The sequence below is a fragment of the Streptomyces sp. XY431 genome (assembly GCF_001279805.1).
GTDB classification, from domain to species: domain Bacteria; phylum Actinomycetota; class Actinomycetes; order Streptomycetales; family Streptomycetaceae; genus Kitasatospora; species Kitasatospora purpeofusca.
In genome coordinates this window covers 115,220-135,833 of the sequence record NZ_LGDO01000457.1, presented here as the reverse complement: position 1 = coordinate 135,833, position 20,614 = coordinate 115,220, and the positions used below count along the sequence as shown (strand labels likewise).

15 protein-coding genes are annotated in these 20,614 nt (G+C 73.4%); 7 read left to right on the top strand and 8 right to left on the bottom strand.

Annotation, left to right across the window (positions count from 1 at the left end; genetic code table 11):
- Positions 1-297 precede the first annotated feature (297 nt).
- The 4 genes from ADK60_RS29155 (at position 298) to ADK60_RS29140 (ending at position 6,000) form a co-directional block, all read left to right on the top strand.
- Positions 298-1,080 carry a hypothetical protein gene (locus ADK60_RS29155; RefSeq protein ID WP_234371318.1) on the top strand — a complete coding sequence of 261 codons (783 nt, stop codon included), beginning with the start codon at positions 298-300 and terminating at the stop codon, positions 1,078-1,080.
- A 51-nt stretch (positions 1,081-1,131) separates the two neighbouring features.
- The gene (locus ADK60_RS29150; RefSeq protein WP_045944068.1) at positions 1,132-1,977 is read left to right on the top strand and encodes a DegV family protein; all 846 of its coding nucleotides are present in this window, start codon (positions 1,132-1,134) and stop codon (positions 1,975-1,977) included.
- A 212-nt stretch (positions 1,978-2,189) separates the two neighbouring features.
- Positions 2,190-3,188 carry a ComEA family DNA-binding protein gene (locus ADK60_RS29145; RefSeq protein ID WP_234371316.1) on the top strand — a complete coding sequence of 333 codons (999 nt, stop codon included), beginning with the start codon at positions 2,190-2,192 and terminating at the stop codon, positions 3,186-3,188.
- Positions 3,189-3,384: 196 nt separating this feature from the next.
- Positions 3,385-6,000 (top strand): ComEC/Rec2 family competence protein, encoded by a 2,616-nt coding sequence (locus ADK60_RS29140; RefSeq protein ID WP_063783286.1) that lies wholly within the window; start codon positions 3,385-3,387, stop codon positions 5,998-6,000.
- Positions 6,001-6,350: 350 nt separating this feature from the next.
- On the opposite strand, the gene ADK60_RS29135 is transcribed toward ADK60_RS29140, so the two are convergent.
- A complete protein-coding gene (locus tag ADK60_RS29135) occupies positions 6,351-6,587 on the bottom strand; it encodes a hypothetical protein (protein ID WP_199839786.1) in 237 nt (78 codons plus the stop codon).
- Positions 6,588-6,761: 174 nt separating this feature from the next.
- On the opposite strand from ADK60_RS29135, the gene holA reads away from it, so the two are divergent.
- Positions 6,762-7,763 carry a DNA polymerase III subunit delta gene (gene holA / locus ADK60_RS29130; RefSeq protein ID WP_045938441.1) on the top strand — a complete coding sequence of 334 codons (1,002 nt, stop codon included), beginning with the start codon at positions 6,762-6,764 and terminating at the stop codon, positions 7,761-7,763.
- Positions 7,764-7,774: 11 nt separating this feature from the next.
- On the opposite strand, the gene ADK60_RS29125 is transcribed toward holA, so the two are convergent.
- The 3 genes from ADK60_RS29125 to ADK60_RS29115 all read right to left on the bottom strand — a co-directional run bounded on the left by ADK60_RS29125 (position 7,775) and on the right by ADK60_RS29115 (position 9,842).
- Positions 7,775-8,455: a hypothetical protein gene (locus tag ADK60_RS29125; protein WP_053649853.1), complete on the bottom strand. Its 681-nt coding sequence runs from the start codon at positions 8,453-8,455 to the stop codon at positions 7,775-7,777.
- Between the two features lie 560 nt (positions 8,456-9,015).
- On the bottom strand, positions 9,016-9,285 hold the full coding sequence (gene rpsT, locus ADK60_RS29120; protein ID WP_045938443.1) for a 30S ribosomal protein S20: 270 nt from the start codon (positions 9,283-9,285) through the stop codon (positions 9,016-9,018).
- Positions 9,286-9,536: 251 nt separating this feature from the next.
- Positions 9,537-9,842, bottom strand: coding sequence for an antibiotic biosynthesis monooxygenase family protein (locus tag ADK60_RS29115; protein WP_053649851.1), 306 nt, complete (start codon positions 9,840-9,842; stop codon positions 9,537-9,539).
- Between the two features lie 268 nt (positions 9,843-10,110).
- Between ADK60_RS29115 and lepA the strand changes: the two genes are divergently transcribed.
- A complete protein-coding gene (gene lepA / locus ADK60_RS29110) occupies positions 10,111-11,982 on the top strand; it encodes a translation elongation factor 4 (RefSeq protein WP_045938445.1) in 1,872 nt (623 codons plus the stop codon).
- A 94-nt stretch (positions 11,983-12,076) separates the two neighbouring features.
- On the opposite strand, the gene ADK60_RS29105 is transcribed toward lepA, so the two are convergent.
- The 4 genes from ADK60_RS29105 to ADK60_RS29090 form a co-directional block, all read right to left on the bottom strand.
- Positions 12,077-13,144: an NAD(P)/FAD-dependent oxidoreductase gene (locus tag ADK60_RS29105; RefSeq protein ID WP_053649849.1), complete on the bottom strand. Its 1,068-nt coding sequence runs from the start codon at positions 13,142-13,144 to the stop codon at positions 12,077-12,079.
- A gap of 128 nt (positions 13,145-13,272) precedes the next feature.
- Positions 13,273-14,256: a sigma-70 family RNA polymerase sigma factor gene (locus tag ADK60_RS29100; protein WP_079008761.1), complete on the bottom strand. Its 984-nt coding sequence runs from the start codon at positions 14,254-14,256 to the stop codon at positions 13,273-13,275.
- A gap of 159 nt (positions 14,257-14,415) precedes the next feature.
- Entirely contained in the window at positions 14,416-16,314 is a 1,899-nt protein-coding gene (locus tag ADK60_RS29095; protein ID WP_053649847.1) for an ABC transporter ATP-binding protein, read from the bottom strand.
- 209 nt (positions 16,315-16,523) lie between these two features.
- Positions 16,524-18,257, bottom strand: a complete 1,734-nt coding sequence (locus tag ADK60_RS29090) for an ABC transporter ATP-binding protein (RefSeq protein WP_053649846.1) — start codon at positions 18,255-18,257, stop codon at positions 16,524-16,526.
- A 370-nt stretch (positions 18,258-18,627) separates the two neighbouring features.
- Here ADK60_RS29090 and ADK60_RS29085 point away from each other — a divergent pair, with 370 nt between their 5' ends.
- Positions 18,628-20,550, top strand: coding sequence for an AMP-dependent synthetase/ligase (locus ADK60_RS29085; protein WP_053649844.1), 1,923 nt, complete (start codon positions 18,628-18,630; stop codon positions 20,548-20,550).
- The last annotated feature ends 64 nt before the right edge of the window (positions 20,551-20,614 follow it).

The window sequence follows — 20,614 nt, the reverse complement described above, 5'->3', positions numbered from 1 at the left end:
TGGCGGGGGGGGAGGGGCTGATGGGGGCGTTCCGGGGGGTGGGTTTGGGTTCGGGGGGGTCTCCGGGGGGGCGGGGCCTCCGGGGGGTCGGTGGGGCCTTCGAGGGTTCGGTGGAAGTCGGGGTTCCCCCCGATGCGTCCCTGAACCTTTCCCTGAACCAGGGCCCCGCACCCCTGAACGGTGGCCCGCCCGGCCGGTCCCGGGGCTACGGTGGAACCCTCGGTGGGCCGGCCCGCGTTGGGCCCGGTGGGGGCCGGTTCGACTGGCGGAAGGCGGCGTGTGATGGAGATTCTCGGGGTGTTGCTCGGAATCGCCCTGCTCCTCGGGCTCGGGGTGGTGGTGCTCGTCGTCATTGGCCTGGTCAAGGCGGCCCGGGCGGTCGGCGAGAAGGTGGAACGCCAGGAGGCCAAGGCCCGACGGGCCGTGGAGAACGTCACGCTCAAGGCGAAGTCCTACACCCAGACCGGTCCGCAGGGGCAGATCTCCGCCGTCCGCCTGGGGCTGCGGACCTCGTTGGACGGCACCCGGAGGGTCCTGGAGGGCGCTGTCGGCCAGGACGGCCAGCTCGGCGAGGCGCTCGCGCTGCTGGGCCGGCTGGACGCCCACGCGGCGGAGCTGGACGGCGAACTGCGGATGCTGGAGCGCGAACCGGACGCCGGGCGGGTCGCGGCGAAGCTGCCCGAGCTGCGGGAGCGGGCGGAGCGGATCACGCACTCGGCGGAGACCATGCGGTGGGCGGCGCAGGACCGGATGCACCGGTTCGCGGCCGACGAGCTGGGGCGGCTGAGCCGGGAGTGCGAGGACGAGGCGGGGGCGCTGCGGCACTGGGACACCGGGCCGGGGGCTTCGGGTGCGGCTTCGGCTTCGGGTGGGTCCGGGGCTGGTGTTGGTGCGGCGGGCGCGGGCGCGGGCGCGGGTGAGGGTGCGGCTGCGGCACGGGACGCCGGTGACGCCCGGCGCGGGCTCACGGACGGACGGGGCGGCCGGCCCAGCGCCGAGGAGCTCCTCGGCCTCACCGACCCGGTGACCAAGCTGGCGCAGCGGCTGCGGAAGCCGACCACCGGCCCCTCGGCCGGCTGAGCGGCCTCCGGAAGCTGCCGACCGGCCCGAGCTGGGAGTAACCTCCGCCTCATGCCCGCCGACCTCGCACTTGTCACCGACTCCACCGCCTACCTGCCCCAGCAGGCCGTCGACCGGCACCGGATCTCCATCGTCCCGCTGAGCGTCGCGGTCGGCGACGAGGTGCGCGCGGAGGGCGTCGAGATCTCCCCGAAGGACGTGGCCGAGGCGCTGCGCGGCAAGCACCGGGTGACCACCTCGCGACCCAACCCCGAGGCCTTCGCCGCCGCCTACCGGGCGGCGGCCGAGAGCGGCGCGCGCGGCATCGTCTCGGTCCACATCTCCGGCGAGCTGTCCGGGACGGTGGCGGCCGCCCGGCTGGCGGCCGCCGAGTCGCCCGTCCCGGTACGGGTGGTGGACAGCCGGCTGGTCGGCATGGCGCTCGGGTACGGGGTGCTGGCGGCGGCCGAGGCGATCGAGGCCGGGCAGGAGCTCGACGAGGCGGCGGCGGCCGTCGTGCGCCGGACCGCCGGGACCAGCGGCTTCTTCTACGTCGACACCCTGGAGTACCTGCGCCGGGGCGGGCGGATCGGCGCCGCGCGGGCACTGCTGGGCTCGGCGCTGGCGGTGAAGCCGCTGCTGCACCTGGCCGGGGGGCGGATCGAGCCGCTGGAGAAGGTGCGCACGGCGTCCCGGGCGATCGCCCGGCTGGAGGAGATCGCGGTCGAGCGGGCGGGGGAGCGGGAGGTCGACATCGCCGTCCACCACCTGGCGGCGGAGGACCGGGCCGAGCCGCTGGCGGAGCGGCTGCGGGGGCGGATTCCGGGGCTGCGCGAACTGTACGTGGCCGAGGTGGGCGCGGTGATCGGCGCGCACGTCGGGCCGGGGCTGCTGGCGGTGGTGGTCTCGCCCCGGTGAGGTCTGCCGGGGCCGTCGGCCGGACCGGGCTTCGGGCGGGTAGCTGCGGACCGGGCTTCGGGCGGCACGGGGCGGCCGCAGTGGCCCGAATGTCAACGTCGGACGGCCCGCCTCACTCCTGAGGGTGTGCTCGGTTGTCCACAACCCCCGGGTTTTCCACAGGATTTCCGTAAAATCCGCGCGCTGCTCGGGCGGTTCCTACCGTGCTCCGCATGACGAACCTGCGCATCGGCGCACGCAAGCGCCACGAGATCCGTCGGGCCAACGAGACCGCCCGTCTGCGGATGGCGGCCCTGTTGCCGGGGGCGGCCGACCTGCCGGACACCGTGCCCTCGGTGTACACGGCGTCGTCCCCGCCGGGGCGGGGCGACGGCGGTCCTTCCGAGGATCCGTTCGACGACGCGTCCGAGGCTGTGTCGGGCGGGCCGTCCGACGGTGGCGTTGCCAAGGGCGTGCCGTCGGGCCCCGCGTCCGAGGGTGGTGAGCCGGGGCCCTCGGACCCGGCGGTGGGTGCGGTGCCGCCGGGTCCGCTGATGCCGCCGTTGCTGCCGTCGGGGCATCCGTTGACGCTCGAACGCCGGGCGGCGGTCGGCCTGCTCGTCCTCCTGCTGCTCGCCCTCGGCTACGGCGTCCAGCACTTCTGGCTCGCGCGGCCGCAACCGGTCGAGGTACCGACGGTCGCCGTCGGCCCGGTGGCGCCGACCGGGAGCCCGGGCACGGGCCTGCCAGGCGAGGGGCCCGGGCCCCCTGGAGGCGACACCGGGGGCGGGGCTCCCGCCGTCGTGGTGGTCGACATCGGTGGCCGGGTCGCCGCCCCGGGCGTCCACACTCTGCCGAACGGCTCCAGGGTGGCGGACGCGCTGCGGGTGGCGGGCGGACCGCTGCCGGGGACGGACACCAGGAACCTCAACCTGGCCCGCGTCCTGGCGGACGGCGAACAGATCCTCGTCGGCGAGCCGAGCCCCCAGCCGGCCGCAGGAGCGGGCCCGGGACCGCCTCCGGCCGGGCCGTCGAAGCAGCCGGTCAGCCTGAACCGCGCGACGCTCGAACAGCTCGACACGCTCCCCGGCGTCGGCCCGACCCTCGCCCAGCGCATCATCGCCTTCCGCGCCTCCCACGGCGGCGCGTTCCGTTCACTCGACCAACTCCGTCAGGTGAGCGGCGTGGGCGAGCGAACCTACGCGGAACTCCGGCCGCTGCTCACCCTCTGACGGGCCGTTCGCCACCGTCGTGCGGCAGGTTCCCCTGTCCGTTCCCGGCTCCCGCTCCTCTCCTCTTTACCCCTCTCCACTCCCCTCCGCTCCGACGAAAGGAGGTGCCGTCATCGCCACCGTTCTCGCCCCCACCCCCGACACGGAGCCGGCCACCGGCCCCTCCACCGGACCACGGCCGGGTGACCTTCGACTGATGCTGCCCGCCGGGGCTGCCTGGGCGGTGACCGCCTGGGTGCTTGGGCCGGGGTCCGGCCACGGCGCGGTCCTCGCGGCGGGGGCGGGCGCGGCGGCGCTCCTCGGGCTGTTCCTCCTCGTCCTCGGGATCCGGGCGTTCACCGGTCCGACCCGAGGCCGCTCCGTCGCCGTGACCGCGGCGGGCGTCCTCCTCACGGCGGCCGCCGCTGCGGCCGCCACCCTCCTGCACACCGCCGATCTGCGCCGTGGGCCGCTGCCCGAACTGGCCCGGACCGGCGGCCCGGCCCCGGAGGTGGGCGTCGACCTCACCGTCACCGGGGACCCGCGGGTCCGGGTCTCCCGCGGCGGAGGGTCCGGTGCCGGGCAGAGCCTGCTCACCGTGGAGGCGGTCGTGGACCGCGTCACCGTCCCGGACGGCCTGCTGCGGGGCGAGCCGGGCCCGAGCACCGTCCGGACCCGCACACCCGTCACCGTCCTGGTGCGCGGCGAGGACGTGGCTGCCTGGGAGCCCCTGCTGCCGTCGGCCCGGCTGGCGGCCGAGGTGACCGTCCGGCCACCGGGGGAGGGCGACCACGAGTCGGCGGCACTGCTGATCGCGCACGGCGAGCCTCGCGCGTCGGCGCCGCCGAGCCTCCCGCAGCGGATCGCCGGACGGCTCCGGGCGGGCCTGCGCTCGGCGACCGACGGCCTGCCGCCGGACGAGCGCGGACTGCTCCCGGGCCTGGTCGTGGGCGACACCTCCCGGCTGCCGGACGACCTCAGGGAGGCGTTCCGGGACACCGACCTGGCCCACTTGGTGGCGGTCAGCGGGGCCAACCTCGCGATTGTGCTGGGGGTGCTGCTCGGCGCCCCGGGGCGTGCCGGGACTGCCGAGCGACGCGGACTCGCCGCCCTGCTCGGGATCCCGCTGCGGACCACGGCACTGGTGGGGGCGGGCGTGACACTGGCCTTCGTCACGATCTGCCGCCCCGAGCCCAGTGTGCTCAGAGCGGCGGGAACCGGGCTGATCGGACTGTTGGCGCTGGCCACCGGCCGTCCGCGCCGGGCGGTACCGGCGCTGGCCGGCACGGCGCTGCTGCTGATCCTCCTCGACCCGTATCTGGCACGTTCCTTCGGCTTCCTGCTGTCGGTGCTCGCCACGGCCGGGCTGCTGGTGCTCGGTCCGCGTTGGGCGGACGCCCTCCGGGCGCGGGGCTGGCCGCGGCCCCTTGCGGGCGCGGTCGGTGCGACGGCCGCGGCCCAGGCGCTCTGCGCGCCGGTGACGGTGCTCCTCTCCGGGCACGTCAGCCTCGTCGGGATCCCGTGCAATCTGCTGGCCGAGCTGGCGGTGGCCCCGGCGACCCTGCTCGGCTTCGCGGTCCTGATCGCCGACCCGGTCTCTCCGGCGCTGGCACGGATCCTCGCCGAGCCCGCCGCGGTGCCGACCGGCTGGCTGGCCTCGGTGGCCAGGCACGGCGCCGAACTACCGGGTGGCCGGCTGTCCTGGCCGGGCGGATGGTTCGGCGCGGTGAGCCTCGCCGTCGGCACGGCCGCACTGTGCTGGACGGTTCCGTTTCTGCTGCCCGGGCGTTCCGCCGGGGCCCGTCGATGGCGCACCCCGCGCGGCTGGATCCGCCCGGTGGTGACGGGTGCCCTGCTGCTGGTCCTGCTGACCGTGCTGCTGCGGCCGCCGCCGCTGGCCCGGATCGCGACCGGCTGGCCGCCGCCCGACTGGCGGCTGGTCATGTGCGACGTGGGGCAGGGCGACATGGTGGTGCTGCCGGTGCCGCCCGAGGGTGGGGGGCCGCCGGACAGCGCGGTGGTGGTGGACGCGGGGCCGGATCCGCGGGAGGCGGACCGCTGTCTGCGTGATCTCGGGATCGAGCGGGTGTCGCTCTTCCTGGCGACGCATTTCCACGCGGATCACGTCGAGGGGCTGCCGGGGGTGCTGCGCGGCCGGAGGGTCGGGGTGGTGCAGGGCACGGCGGTGGACGATCCGCCGGGCGAGGCCGCCCGGGTGGCGGACTGGGCGGCGCGAGCCGGGGTCCCGATGGTGCGGGCGGCCCCTGGTGAGCGGCGGTGGGCGGGGCCGGGGGTCTCGTGGGAGGTGCTGTGGCCGGACGGAGAGGAGTCCGCGGTGGTGTCAGGTCCGAACAACGCGAGTGTCGTGCTGCGGGTGGCGGTGGCGGGAGGTCTGCGGTTCGCCCTGTTGGGCGACCTGGAGCCGCCGGCCCAGGAAGCGTTGCTGAGTCGGCTGAGGGCGGCCGGGAAGGAGAACGAGGTGGACGTGCTGAAGGTGGCGCATCATGGCTCGGCCTATCAGGACTGGGCGCTGACCGAGGCGTTGAGCCCCCGGCTGGCTCTGATCTCCTGCGGGGAGGGCAACCCGTACGGCCATCCGTCGCCGCGGACGGTGGACCGGCTGAGGGCTTTGGGTGCCACGGTGCTGCGTACGGACCGGGTGGGCGACATCGCGGTGACCGGCGCCGGTCCGGGTGACCTCGGCGCCTCCGTCCACCCGCGTGGGGAGCGCCCCGGCCACGGCCGGGGCGCTCCCCGGTCCGTTCGGGCGGCAGCCCCCGGCACCCCGTCGGCGCTGCGCGGGGGCCACGGCCCCCGCGCACCGCCCGGGTGATCCCTACCACCGCCTTCCTCCCTGACCCCGAGAGTGGGGGTGGGAATTCGGGGGTTGGGGTTGGGGAGGAAGTGCGGGGGCGGGCCCGGCAGAAACGATTCTTCTCGCCGGGCCCGAGCGTCGCGCTCGGGCCCGGCGAAGGCAGGCAGCCGGAGCGGGAGCATCAGGTGTTGCCTGGGCGAAGGCGGGGGCGAGGCCGGGGAAGGGCATGCCGTTGCGCTCCGGGCGGGGCCCGGAGCGCAACGGGGAGCGATGAACTGGAGCGGGCCCGACGAACCGGGACCACCCAGCACCCCGCGTGGGAAGTCGGCCCGGCCGACTTCCCACGCGGCCCCGCACGAGGAGGCGGGTCAGTGCTGCTCGCGCCAGCCGTCGTGGGAGGCGGCGACGGCGTCGAGGGCGTGGAGGAGGGCCGGGGTCCAGCCGTGCTCGGGGGGTTCCACGACCACCAGCCACTGGGCGTCCTCGGCGTCGTCCTCCCCGGCGAGGGCGTCCCGGACGATCTCCGGCTCGCCGAGGTCGGGGTGGTCCGCGCCGAACTCCTCGGCGGCCTCCTCGGCGGCGTCGCGGTCGGGCAGGACGAGCAGCTGCCGGGCGTGCGGGTCGAAGTCGTCCGGCAGGTCGGCTGCGTCGGCGGCGACGGGCTCGGCGACGGACTCGGTGGTGGACCCGGTGGTGGGGTCAGTGGTGGGGTCTTCGGTCACCCGCCCATTCTCCAGGGCGGCCGGAGCTGTCCGTGCCCCGTGGGATGCTGGTAGGCGATGGCCAGGAAGAGTGCACCCGACGACCTGCTCGCCCCGCTGACCCTCGCGGTCGGCCAGGAGGAGCTGCTGCTGGACCGCGCGGTGGCCCAGGTGGTGGCCGCGGCGAAGGCCGCCGACCCGGACACCGATGTGCGGGACCTCCCGCCCGGGGGCCTGCAGCCCGGCAGCCTGGCCGAGCTCACCACCCCTTCGCTCTTCGCCGAGCGCAAGGTCATCGTGGTCAGGGCCGCGCAGGACCTCTCCGCCGACTCCGTGAAGGAGGTCAAGGCGTACATCGAGGCCCCCGCCGAAGAAGTGATCATGGTCCTGGTGCACGCGGGCGGCGCCAAGGGCAAGGGCCTGCTGGACGCGGGCCGCAAGGCCGGCGGCCGCGAGGTGGCCTGCGCGAAGCTCGCCAAGGCGAGCGAGCGGCTGGCCTTCGTGAAGGGCGAGTTCCGCACCCTCGGCCGCTCGGCGACGCCGGAGGCCAGCCAGGCCCTGCTGGACGCGCTCGGCAGCGATCTGCGCGAGCTGGCGGCCGCGTGCAGCCAGTTGACCTCCGACGTCGAGGGCACCATCGACGAGACCGTGGTGGCCCGCTACTACAGCGGCCGGGCCGAGGCCACCGGCTTCGAGGTGGCGGACCTGGCGGTCACCGGCCGGGCCGCCGAAGCACTGGAGCGCCTGCGCTGGGCCCTGGCGGTCGGCCAGCCGCCGACCGGCATCACCTACGCGCTGGCGTCCGGGGTGCGGAGCATCGGGCGGCTGGCGACGGCCGGGCGGAACATGCGCCCGGGGGACCTGGCCCGCGAGCTGGGCATGCCGCCGTGGAAGGTGGAGCGGGTCCGCCAGCAGATGCGCGGCTGGACGGGCGACGGCGTGGCCGTGGCGCTGACGGCGATCGCGCAGGCGGACGCCGCCGTCAAGGGCGGCTCCGATGACCCGGCCTACGCCCTGGAGCGTGCCGTGGTCGCCGTGGCGAGGGCCGCCAGGGCCGGTTCCCGGCAGCCCTCGTACTGAGCCCGCCCCGCCTACGGGCCGCCGATCGCCTTGAGCATGTCCCGGGTGTCGTCGAGCATGGCCTTGCGTACGGTCTCCCGGTCCAGGGTGTGGTTCTTGCCGACCTGGTAGTTGTCCGTCCAGTACAGCGAGTACGTCATGCCGCCGTCCCGGACCTGCAGGTAGTAGTTGATGTCGTGGAAGGTCTTGTCCGAGCTGGTTGGTTCGTCACCGTAGGCGAGGTAGGCCTCCTCGCCGAGGCCCGGAACCGGGGTGATCTCGTACTTCTGCTGCTCGAAGTACTGCCGCAGGGCGGCGAACTCCGGGGCGGAGTCGACGGCCCGGTGCAGTTCGGCCCGGATGTCGAGGGTGGCGTAGTCGGTGGTCTCGCTGTCGGTCGGGGTGCGCTTCATCAGCGCGTAGCAGCGCATGACGTCCATGGTGTCGGTGCGGCCGACGTGTTCCAGCGGGTAGTTGTCCACCATCTTGTACTTGCCGCGGAACGCGGTGAGCTTGCCGGCGTCGCAGATCCGGTCGACCGCGTGGTAGCCGCGGAGGCTCTTCGCCGCGGACCCGTCGTCGACGAGGCCGGGCACCACGAGCACGGTGCCGGTCCAGACCGCCGAGGCGAGGATCGCGCCGACGAACGCCCAGGTCGCGTTGCGCCGCAGCCCGCCGCCCCGGCGACCGTCCGGGGCCGGGGCGCCGGCCACTGCCGCCGAGCCGGGCACCGTGGGCGCGCCCGGTGCGCCGGGCGCGCTGGGGAGGCCGGGCGGCGGCCCGAAGCCGGGCGGGCTGTTCGGCGCCGGTGGCTGCGACTGCTGCGGGAAGCCGGCGAAGCCGGGTCCGTTCTGCGGTGACGGTGACGGTGCCGGTGAAGGTGATGACGGCGGCGGCGGTGTCCCCAAAGTGTGCCCCCCTCGGGCCTGCGACGTGGGTGCCGGAGACCCGACCCTATCGGCCGGGCCGGGCGACCGTTCGAGGAAAGCGACGGCGGCCGGGCCGTCCCGGTTCCCGCCCCCGCCCGGCCGCTGGACGGCCGTCGGACGGTCGTCCAGCGGGCGCCCGGAAACGCCGACTGCCCGCCCGGTGTGTACCGGGCGGGCAGCGCGGGGAAGTCCTGCGGGCAGGTACTTCCGGTCAATCCCTGTGCACCGCACCCGCGTGGCGAACGCAGGCCGCGTGCGGTGCGAAGTCTGTTGTGCGCCTCGGGGGTTCCGGGTAGAGGGCCGGGCGTCCCGAGGGGTGGGGCCGTCGTGCGGCCCCGGGGGCGTCAGGCCTGGACGGCGGTGTTGACGCGCTTGGTGATGGCCGACTTCTTGTTGGCGGCCTGGTTGGCGTGGATGACGCCCTTGCTCACGGCCTTGTCCAGCGCCTTGGAGGCGGCGCGGGCCAGCACAGCGGCCTTCTCGGTCTCGCCGGCGGCAGCGGCCTCGCGGGCCTTGCGCAGAGCGGTCTTCAGCGAGGACTTGACGGCCTTGTTGCGCAGGCGCGCCTTCTCGTTGGTCTTGTTGCGCTTGATCTGGGACTTGATGTTCGCCACGAAAGTGCCTCAGTCTGTGAAATCGGTTCTGGGGGTTCCCCGGCCGGAGGCTGGGGAGGTTTGCACCAGCGACCCTTGGAGCAGCTGAGAGGGCATGCCGGGGCCAGGTGCAGCGGCCAACGCTACCAGGGTCGGCGGGCCCGGCCCAAACCGGGCGGGCACGGCGCGGGCACGGCGCGGGCACGGCGCGGGCACGCGGTGGGGGCGCGCGCCGGACGCCCGGTGGAGGTGCGACGGGCGCCGGGTGCCGGTCAGGCCCGCAGCAGCGGCTCGCCGTAGTGCTCGACCTCGGGGAACGGCCGGTAGAAGTGGTGCAGCAGCGCACGCCACTGCTGGTACTCGGGGGAGCGCCGGAATCCCTCGGTGTGGTCGGTGAGGTTCTCCCACTCCACCTGGAGCAGGAACCGGGAGCCGCGCCCCTCGTCCAGGCAGCGGCGCAGCGCCAGGGAGCGGAAGCCGGGCCGGCCGGCGATCAGGGGGCGGGCCTCGGTGAAGGCGGCGAGGAATTCCTCGTCCTGGCCGGGCAGGACGTCGAGCAGGGCGCTTTCGAGGATCATGGCCGGCCATCCTGCCCTGCCGCCCCGACTCCCCACTCCACCGCCCGGCAGGCCCAGTACGCCCCGCAGGCCCCGGGGGACCCCGCGGGACAGCCCCCCGCAGGCCCCCCGGGCGGCCCGAAGCGGACGGGCGGCGCGCGGTCCGCCCGCGGGAGGTGGGAAGATGGGAGGAACTATCTCGATCGGACGACCGTCCGGTCGCCCGGGAAGCCGGTCAGCGATGATCCGGACACCCCCGGCCCCCGGACCAACGGAGAATCGGACCAAGGTGCCCGCGACCCCCAGCAATGTGCCAGAGCCCAGCCGTACCGACCCGGCGCTGATCCGCAACTTCTGCATCATCGCCCACATCGACCACGGCAAGTCGACCCTCGCCGACCGGATGCTGCAGATCACCGGTGTGGTCGACCCGCGGCAGATGCGCGCCCAGTACCTCGACCGCATGGACATCGAGCGCGAGCGCGGCATCACGATCAAGTCGCAGGCCGTCCGTCTCCCGTGGGCGCCGAGGACCGGTCCCCACGCCGGGAACACGCACATCCTCAACATGATCGACACCCCGGGCCACGTGGACTTCACGTACGAGGTGTCGCGTTCCCTCGCGGCCTGCGAGGGCACCGTCCTGGTCGTCGACGCGGCCCAGGGCATCGAGGCGCAGACCCTCGCCAACCTGTACCTGGCGCTGGAGAACGACCTCACGATCGTCCCGGTGCTGAACAAGATCGACCTGCCGGCCGCGCAGCCGGAGAAGTACGCCGCGGAGATCGCCCACATCATCGGCTGCGACCCGTCCGACGTGCTCCAGGTCAGCGCCAAGACCGGTCTCGGTGTCGAGGACCTGCTGGACCACATCGTCAACACCGTCCCGGCCCCGGTCGGCGTCAAGGACGCCCCGGCCCGCGCGATGATCTTCGACTCGGTGTACGACTCCTACCGCGGCGTGGTCACCTACGTCCGTGTCGTGGACGGCCAGCTGACCAAGCGCGAGCGCATCGCGATGATGTCCACCGGCGCCACCCACGAGCTGCTGGAGATCGGCGTCATCTCGCCGGAGCCGAAGGTCGCCGACGGCCTGGGCGTCGGTGAGGTGGGCTACATCATCACCGGTGTGAAGGACGTCCGGCAGTCCAAGGTCGGTGACACCATCACGTCGATGCACAAGGGCGCCACCGTGCCGCTCGGCGGCTACAAGGACCCGCGTCCGATGGTGTTCTCCGGCCTGTACCCGCTGGACGGCTCGGACTACCCGCTGCTGCGCGACGCCCTGGACAAGCTGCGGCTGAACGACGCGGCGCTGGTGTACGAGCCGGAGACCTCGGTCGCGCTCGGCTTCGGCTACCGCTGCGGCTTCCTCGGCCTGCTGCACCTGGAGATCATCCGGGAGCGCCTGGAGCGCGAGTTCAACCTCGACCTCATCTCCACCGCCCCGAACGTGGTCTACCGGGTGATCATGGAGGACGGCAGCGAGCACACCGTCACCAACCCGAGCGAGTTCCCGGTCGGCAAGATCGCCGAGGTGTACGAGCCGGTCGTGCGCGGCACCATCCTGGCGCCGAACGAGTTCGTCGGCGCGATCATGGAGCTGTGCCAGTCCCGCCGCGGCAACCTCCAGGGCATGGACTACCTGTCCGAGGACCGGGTCGAGCTGCGCTACACCCTCCCGCTCGCGGAGATCGTCTTCGACTTCTTCGACCAGCTGAAGTCCAAGACCCGCGGTTACGCCTCGCTCGACTACGAGCCCATCGGCGAGCAGACCGCGGACCTGGTCAAGGTCGACATCCTGCTGCACGGCGACGCGGTGGACGCGTTCTCCGCGATCGTGCACAAGGACAAGGCCTACGGCTACGGCGTGATGATGGCCGGCAAGCTGCAGAAGCTGATCCCGCGCCAGCAGTTCGAGGTGCCGATCCAGGCGGCGATCGGCTCCCGGGTGATCGCCCGTGAGACGGTCCGCGCCATCCGCAAGGACGTCCTCGCCAAGTGCTACGGCGGTGACATCTCCCGTAAGCGGAAGCTGCTGGAGAAGCAGAAGGAGGGCAAGAAGCGGATGAAGATGGTCGGCCGGGTGGAGGTCCCGCAGGAGGCCTTCATCGCCGCGCTGTCCACCGACGCCGAGACCCCCAAGGGCGAGAAGAAGTAACCGAAGGGCAGGCGGCCGGGGAGGACCCGGCCGCCTGCCCTCCACCGTGAGGGGCCCGGGACGCAGTGCGCGTCCCGGGCCCCTCACGCGTGCCTCAGCGCAGCGACATCACGACGCTCTTGAGGATCGCGGCCTTGACCAGCCGCCCGGTCCGGCCGGTCAGCACGGCGGGCCGCATCGAGTCGTCGCCGTGGATCAGCTGGACCAGCCCGTCGCGCCGGCCGAGGCTCAGGCACTGCACGAGGTAGCGGAAGGCGAACGGCTTGTCGGTGCGCCCGGCGAGCACCTTGCCGAGGTACTGGCCCTGCGGCAGGGCGGTGGCGCAGCCCATCCGCAGGGTGCCGGTGCCGGGGACGGTGACCTCGGCGGCGTCGCCGATCACGTACACCTCGGGGTGCGAGACCGACCGCAGGTGGTCGTCGACGATCGCCCGGCCGGCCGGGGTGACGGCGAGGCCGGCCTCGGCGGCGAGCGGGTGCGGTTCCATCGAGGCGGCCCAGACGACCAGGTCGGCGGGGATCCGGCCGTCGGCGGTGGTGAGGCCCTCGGGGTCGACGGCGGTGACGGCGGTGTGCTCGTGGATCGCGACGCCGAGCCCGCGCAGCACCCGGTGGACGTGGCCGCGGCCCTTGGCCGAGAACCAGCCGCCGACCTGGTCGGCGGCGACGATCCGCACCGTCCAGCTGGGGTGGGCCTCGGCGAGTTCGGCGGCCAGCTCGATGCCGGTGGCGCCGCCGCCGACCACGGCGACGGTGCCGGGGCGGTCGGCGCTGCGCAGCCGTTCGGCGATCCCGGCGGCGCGTTCGGCGGCGTAGGCGTGCTCGGCGGCGCCGGGGACGTCGTGCCAGGCGGTGCGGCTGCCGAGGGCGTGGACGAGGGTGTCGTAGGCGACGACCTCGCCGTTGTCGAGGACGATCTTGCGGCCGGCGAGGTCGATCCCGGTGGCGCGGGCCGCGATGTGGCGGACGGCGCGTCCGCGCAGCACCTCGGCGACGGCGGGCCGGTGCTCGGGGTGCCCGGCGGCGGTCTCGTGCTGCCGGACGCGGTGCAGGATCCGCTGCTCGGGGGCGATCAGGGTGACCTGTCCGCGCTTCCCGGCGCGGGTGGCGGCGGCGAGGCCCGCGTAGCCGGCACCCAGTACGACGATCTGCTTCTCGGTCATGTCGTCCCGCTCCTTCGTGGCGCCGTCGGCGGCGTCCGGTCGCGGCGCCCCCGGGGTGGCCGGGGAGCGCTCTCCGCGTGTTCGGAAGGGGGACGACGGAGCCCGTCGGAGTGTGACGGTGGTCTGCGTCACACCGCCGGAGGGGTGGCGGCGGGGTTGAGGTGGGTGAGCTTCTCGGGGTTGACCACGATGTACGCCGAGGTGATCCGGCCGTCGGCGACGGTGAAGCCGACCACGCCGCCGACCAGGCCCGGCTGCTGGTACCAGACCAGGCCGGGTTCGCCGTTGACCAGGGCGAACTCGATGACGGTGTCGGGTGTGCCCCACTTGGCGACCATGCCGGCGACGAGCCGGGAGACCTTGTCCGCGCCGAACACCGGGCGGGCGCCGGCGGTGACGAGGCCGCCGCCGTCGGAGTGCCAGACCACCTCGGGGTCGAGGACGGCGAGCAGGCCCTCGATGTCGCCGCGGGCGGTGGCGGCGGCGAAGGCCTCGACGGCCTGCCGGTGCTCGGCCGGGTCGGCGGTGGCCCGGCGGCCGCCGTCCTTGACCCGGCGGCGGGCGCGGGAGGCGAGCTGGCGGGCGGCGTCGGGGCTGCGGTCGAGGGAGGCGGCGATCTCGTCGAAGCCGACGGCGAAGACGTCGTGCAGGACGAAGGCGGCGCGTTCGGCGGGGGTGAGCTGTTCGAGGACGGCGAGCAGGGCCAGCGAGACGGATTCGCCGAGTTCGGCGAGCTCGGCGGGGGAGGCGGGGCCGCTCTGGTAGGAGACGGACGGTTCGGGCAGCCATTCGCCGAAGTAGGACTCGCGGCGGGCCCGGGCCGAGCCGAGCTGGTCGTAGCAGAGGCGGGTGACGACGGTGGTGAGGAAGGCGCGGGGGTCGGCGACGCCGGCGCGGTCGGCGGCGCGCCAGCGCAGCCAGGCCTCCTGGAGGACGTCCTCGGCGTCGGTGAAGGAGCCGAGCATCCGGTAGGCGACGGAGCCGAGGTAGCGCCGGTTGGCCTCGAAGGCGTCCGGGGCGGTGCGGCCGGTCGTGGCCGCGTCGGTGCTGCCGGTGCTGCCAGTGCTGCCGGGGCTGGGCGCGGCGGTCGTCGCCGACGGGTCGTCACTCACGGCCCTACGGTAGCGTCCCGCCCCCGGGCGCGGCCGGGCGGGACGGCCCCGGACGTGCGGGAACCCGGGGCGGTCGGCCGTCGGGCCGGCCGCCCCGGGTTCACGGAGAGGTTCGTGGAGAGGGTCGCGGAGAGGTCCGCCGGGAGGATCCCCCGCGGGCTACTCGACCTCGGCGACCGCCTCGGCGAACTGCGCCTGGTAGAGCCGGGCGTAGGCCCCGTCGGCGGCGATCAGCTCGTCGTGGCCGCCCTGCTCGACGATGGAGCCGTTCTCCATCACCAGGATCACGTCGGCGTCCCGGATGGTGGAGAGCCGGTGGGCGATGACGAAGCTGGTGCGGCCGGTGCGCAGCCGGGCCATGGCCCGCTGGATGAGCACCTCGGTGCGGGTGTCGACGGAGCTGGTGGCCTCGTCGAGGACCAGGATCGAGGGCTGGGCGAGGAAGGCGCGGGCGATGGTGATGAGCTGCTTCTCGCCGGCGCTGACGCCGGTGCCCTCGTCGTCGATGACCGTGTCGTAGCCGTCCGGCAGGGTGCGGACGAAGCGGTCGACGTGGGCGGCCCGGGCGGCCTCGACCACCTGGTCGCGGGTGGCTCCCTCGGCCCCGTAGGCGATGTTGTCGGCGATGGTGCCGCCGAACAGCCAGGTGTCCTGGAGGACCATGCCGATCCCGGAGCGCAGGTCCTCGCGGGACATGGCGGCGATGTCGACGCCGTCGAGGGTGATCCGCCCGGAGCTGACCTCGTAGAACCGCATCAGCAGGTTGACCATGGTGGTCTTGCCGGCGCCGGTGGGGCCGACGATGGCGACGGTCTGGCCGGGTTCGACCTTGAGCGAGAGGTCCTCGATGAGCGGCGTGCCGGGGTCGTAGCGGAACGCGACGTCCTGGAAGACCACCCGGCCGCGCAGGGTGTCGGGGCGTTCCGGCATGGCCGGTTCGGGGGTCTGCTCGGCCGAGTCGAGGAGTTCGAAGACGCGCTCGGCGGAGGCGACGCCGGACTGCACCAGGTTGGCCATGCTGGCGACCTGGGTGAGCGGCTGGCTGAACTGCCGGGAGTACTGGATGAAGGCCTGGACGTCGCCGATGGACAGCGCGCCGCCGGCCACCCGCAGGCCGCCGACGACGGCGATGAGCACGTACTGGAGGTTGCCGATGAGCATCATCGCGGGCTGGATGATGCCGGAGATGAACTGGGCCTTGAAGCTGGAGGCGTAGAGGGCCTCGTTGTGCTCGCGGAAGGTGGCGGCGGACTCCTGCTGGCGGCCGAAGACCTTGACCAGGGTGTGGCCGGTGTACATCTCCTCGATGTGCGCGTTGAGCTGCCCGGTGGAGCGCCACTGCTGGACGAACTGGGGCTGGGCGCGCTTGCCGACCCGGGTGGCGACGACGACGGACAGCGGGACGGCGATCAGCGCGATCAGGGCGAGCAGCCAGGAGATCCAGAACATCATGGCGAGTACGCCGATGACGGTGAGCAGGGAGTTGATCACCTGGCCGGTGGTCTGCTGCATGGTCTGGCTGATGTTGTCGATGTCGTTGGTGACCCGGCTGAGGACCTCGCCGCGGGGCTGCTTGTCGAAGTAGCTGAGCGGCAGCCGGGCGAGCTTGGCCTCGGTGTCCTGGCGCAGCCGGTAGCCGACGCGCTGGATGGCGCGGGCGGCGAGGCGGCCCTGGACGACGCCGAAGACGGCGGAGGCGACGTAGATGGCGAGGACCCAGAGCAGGATGCTGCCGATGGCGTCGAAGTCCATGCCCTGGCCGGGGGTGAAGTCGACCGAGGAGATCAGGTTGGCGAGGTCGCCGTCGCCGCGGGCGCGCATGGCGTCGACGATCTGCTGCTTCGAGGAGCCGGCCGGGAAGCGGGTGCTGACGACGCCGGCGAAGATGAGGTCGGTGGCGTGGCCGAGGATCTTGGGGCCGACGATGGCGGCGCCGATGCTGAGGACGCCGAGACCGAGGACGCCGGCGATCAGGGCGCGTTCGGGGCGGAGCAGTTTGAGCAGCCGCTTGCCGGAGGTCTTGAAGTCCATGGACTTCTCGGCGCCCTGACCGCCCATGAAGCGGCCGGGTCCGGCGGGGCCGCGGCGGGCGGCGGCGGACTGGGAGTCACCGGCCGGCGCGTCGGGGCCGCCCGGTCCTCCCGGCCGTCCTCCCGGCCGTCCGCCCGGTCCGCCGGGTCCTCCCGGGCGTCCGCCCGGCGCCTTGGCGAAGTCCGGCCGTCCGCCGGGTGCTTTGTCGGACCCGGGTGCGGGCCTGTCGGGGCTGGTCACGCCGCCTCCTGCTCGGTGAGCTGGGAGAGCACGATCTCCCGGTACGTCGGGTTGCCGGCCATGAGCTCGCCGTGGGTTCCGGTGCCGACCACGGCGCCCTCGTCGAGGACGATGATCCGGTCGGCGTCGCGGATGGTGGAGACGCGCTGGGCGACGATCACGACGGTCGCTTCGGTGGTCTCGCGGGCGAGGGCCTTGCGCAGCTTGGCGTCGGTGGCGTAGTCGAGCGCGGAGAAGGAGTCGTCGAAGAGGTAGATGTCGGGCCGGCGCACCAGGGTCCGGGCGATGGCCAGGCGCTGGCGCTGGCCGCCGGAGACGTTCCCGCCGCCCTGGGCGATGGGCGCGTCCAGGCCCTCGGGGAACTTCTCGACGAACTCCTTGGCCTGGGCGATCTCCAGCGCGTGCCAGAGCTCCTCGTCGGTGGCGTCGGGCCGGCCGTAGCGGAGGTTGCTGGCGACGGTGCCGGAGAACAGGTAGGGCTTCTGCGGGACGAGTCCGACGCTGTCCGAGACGGCGCCGGGGTCGAGTTCCCGGACGTCGACGCCGCCGAGCAGGACCTGGCCGGAGCTGACGTCGAAGAGCCGGGGGACGAGGCCGAGCAGGGTGGACTTGCCGCTGCCGGTGGAGCCGATGACGGCGGTGGTCTCGCCGGGGCGGGCGGTGATGTCGATGCCGCGCAGGACGGAGGCCTCGGCCCCGGGGTAGCGGAAGTCGACCTCGCGCAGTTCGAGGTGGCCGCGGCGCAGCACCTCGGTGACGGGGTCGGCGGGCGGTACGACGCTGGAGTCGGTGCCGAGCACCTCCTGGATGCGCTCGGCGCAGACCTCGGCGCGCGGCACCATCATGAACATGAAGGTGGCCATCATGACGCTCATCAGGATCTGCAGCAGGTAGGAGAGGAACGCGGTGAGCGCACCGATCTCCATGTCGCCGCTGTTGATCCGGTGGGCGCCGAACCACAGCACGGCGACGCTGGAGATGTTGACGACCAGCATCACGCTCGGGAACAGGTAGGCCATCAGCTTGCCGACCTGCAGCGAGACGCCGGTGAGGTCCTCGTTGGCGCCGGCGAACCGGTTCTGCTCGTGGTCGTCCTTGACGAAGGCGCGGATGACCCGGATGCCGGTGATCTGCTCGCGCAGCACCCGGTTCACGGTGTCGATCTTGTCCTGCATGCTGCGGAAGCGCGGGCGGAGCTGGCGGACGAGCACGGCGACCACGATGGCGAGGGCGGGGACGACCGCCAGCAGCAGGCCGGAGAGCGGTACGTCCTGGTTGAGGGCCATGATGATGCCGCCGACGCACATGATCGGCGCCGCGACCATCATCGTGAACGACATCAGGACCAGCATCTGGACCTGCTGGACGTCGTTGGTGGTGCGGGTGATGAGGGACGGGGCGCCGAACTGGCCGACCTCGCGGGCGGAGAAGCCCTGGACGCGGTCGAAGACGGCGGCGCGGATGTCGCGGCCGACGGCCATCGCGGTGCGCGCCCCGTAGTAGACGGCGCAGATCGAACAGAGGGTCTGGAGGACGGTGACGCCGATCATCACGGCGCCCACCTGCAGGATGTAGCCGGTGTCCCCCTTGATCACGCCGCTGTCGATGATGTCGGCGTTGAGTGTGGGCAGGTAGAGCAGCCCGAGGGTGGACACCAGCTGGAGCAGCACCAGCAGGGTGATCGGTCGGGAATAGGGGCGGAGGTACGCCCTTAGCAGTCTGATCAGCACTGGCTCACTCTTGTCGTCGGCGGCGGCTTGGGCATCCCAATTCTCGTTGTTCGGAGGGCTCGTACAGCCGATTCCGGGCAAGCGAGCCGGATCTTTGTCCGGCTCTTTGCCGAACGTTCCGGGCGGCCGGGTGGTGCCGTGCACCGATGGTTCGGGAGGGTGCCAGCTCGGTCCGCCCTCTTACGGAATGACCGGTTTCCCCCTAGGCTGCTGAAAGCCCTCTTGTTACTCACTGGTACCGGCCCGGTTTCGTCAGGCGGGCCGGCGACCGCCCCCACGGCCGCCGCGCGTCCCGTCCGCGGTGCCGGTCCCAGCCGCAGACCCGTCCCTCCACGTCCATCGGACGGCCACCCGCCCCCGGAGGTCCTCGTTGAGTTCCGCGCAGTCCCTGATCGACTCCGGCCGTCCCGACCTCGTCGCCGGGCGCCCCACCTCCGTCGCCCACCTGTTCCAGGAGCGGGTCGCGCTGACCCCCGGCGGTGAGGCCTACCGCTACCCGGTGCCGGTGGACGAGCACGCGGCGGACAGCACCCCCGGCGCCGAGCAGTGGCGGTCGCTGACCTGGGCGCAGGCCGCGGCCCGGGTGTACGCGGTGGCGGCGGGGCTGCTGTCGCTGGGCATCGAGGCCGAGGACCGGGTCGCGCTGGCCTCCTCCACCCGGCTGGAGTGGGTCCTGGCCGACCTCGGCAACATGTGCGCGGGCGCGGCCACCACGGCCGTCTACCCGAGCACCAACGCCGACGAGACCGCGTTCATCCTCTCCGACTCCGGCTCCCGGGCCATGTTCGCCGAGAACACCGCCCAGCTGGACAAGGTGGTCGCGGAGCTGGACCGGCTGCCCGCGCTGGAGACGGTGGTCCTCTTCGACGCGCCCGACGGGCCGCCGGAGGCCGGCCGGCTGAAGGTGCTCTCCTTCACCGAGCTGGAGCAGCTCGGCGCCGAGCACCTGGCCGCGCACCCGGACGCGGTCGAGAAGGCGATCGCCGCGCTCGACAAGGAGCAGCTGGCGACCCTGATCTACACCTCCGGCACCACCGGCCGCCCCAAGGGCGTGCGGCTGGTGCACGACTGCTGGGCGTACGAGGGGCGGGCCCAGGAGGCCAGCGGGCTGCTGGCCGCCGACGACGTGCAGTTCATGTGGCTGCCGCTGTCGCACGTGTTCGGCAAGACCCTGATCTCGGGGCAGATCGCCACCGGGCACGTGATGGCGCTGGACGGCCGGGTGGACCGGATCATCCACAACCTCCCGGTGATCCGGCCGACCGTGATGGCCTCGGCGCCGCGGATCTTCGAGAAGGTCTACAACGGCATCGCCGGCAAGGCCAGGGCCGAGGGCGGCGCCAAGTACAAGATCTTCCTGTGGGCGGCGCGCACCGCCCGCGACCACGCCCGCGCGGTGCAGGAGAGCCGGGTGGCGACCGGGGTGGGCACCGCCCCGGTGGGGCTGCGGCTGAAGCACGCGATCGCCGACCGGCTGGTGTACTCGAAGATCCGGGCCGCGTTCGGCGGCCGGCTGCGCGGCGCGGTGTCCGGCAGTGCCGCGCTGGCGCCCGAGATCGGCTACTTCTTCGTCGGCGCGGGCGTGCCGATCCTGGAGGGCTACGGCCTGTCCGAGACCAGCGCCGGCTCCTGCGTCAACCGGGCCGAGGACATCCGGGTGGGCACGGTGGGCCGTCCGCTGCCGGGCACCGAGGTGCGGATCGCCGAGGACGGCGAGATCCTGCTGCGCGGCCCCGGTGTGATGCGCGGCTACCACAACCTGCCGGAGAAGACCGCCGAGGTGCTGGAGTCGGACGGCTGGTTCCACACCGAGGACATCGGCGAGCTGTCCCCGGACGGCTTCCTGCGGATCACCGACCGCAAGAAGGACCTGTTCAAGACCTCCGGCGGCAAGTACGTCGCGCCGAGCGAGGTGGAGGGCAAGTTCAAGGCGGTCTGCCCGTTCGTCAGCAACATCCTGGTGATCGGCAACGGCCGCAACTTCTGCACCGCGCTGATCGGCCTGGACGAGGCCGTGATCATGCCGTGGGCCGCCGAGCACGGGATGGCCGGCAGCTCCTACGCCGAGGTGACGGCCGACCCGCGGACCCACGAGCTGATCGAGGGCTTCGTGCGGCGGCTGAACGGCTCGCTGCAGCGCTGGCAGACGATCAAGAGGTTCCACCTGCTGCCGCGCGACCTGGACGTCGAGCACGGCGAGCTCACCCCGAGCCTGAAGATCAAGCGCCCGGTGGTGGAGCGGACCTACGCGGACGAGGTCACCGCGATGTACTCGGGCGCCAACGAGGCCTGAGCCCGGCCCCGTCCCGCTCCGTAGCACTCCGTACCACTCCGTCCCGTACGGCCCGGGGGGATCA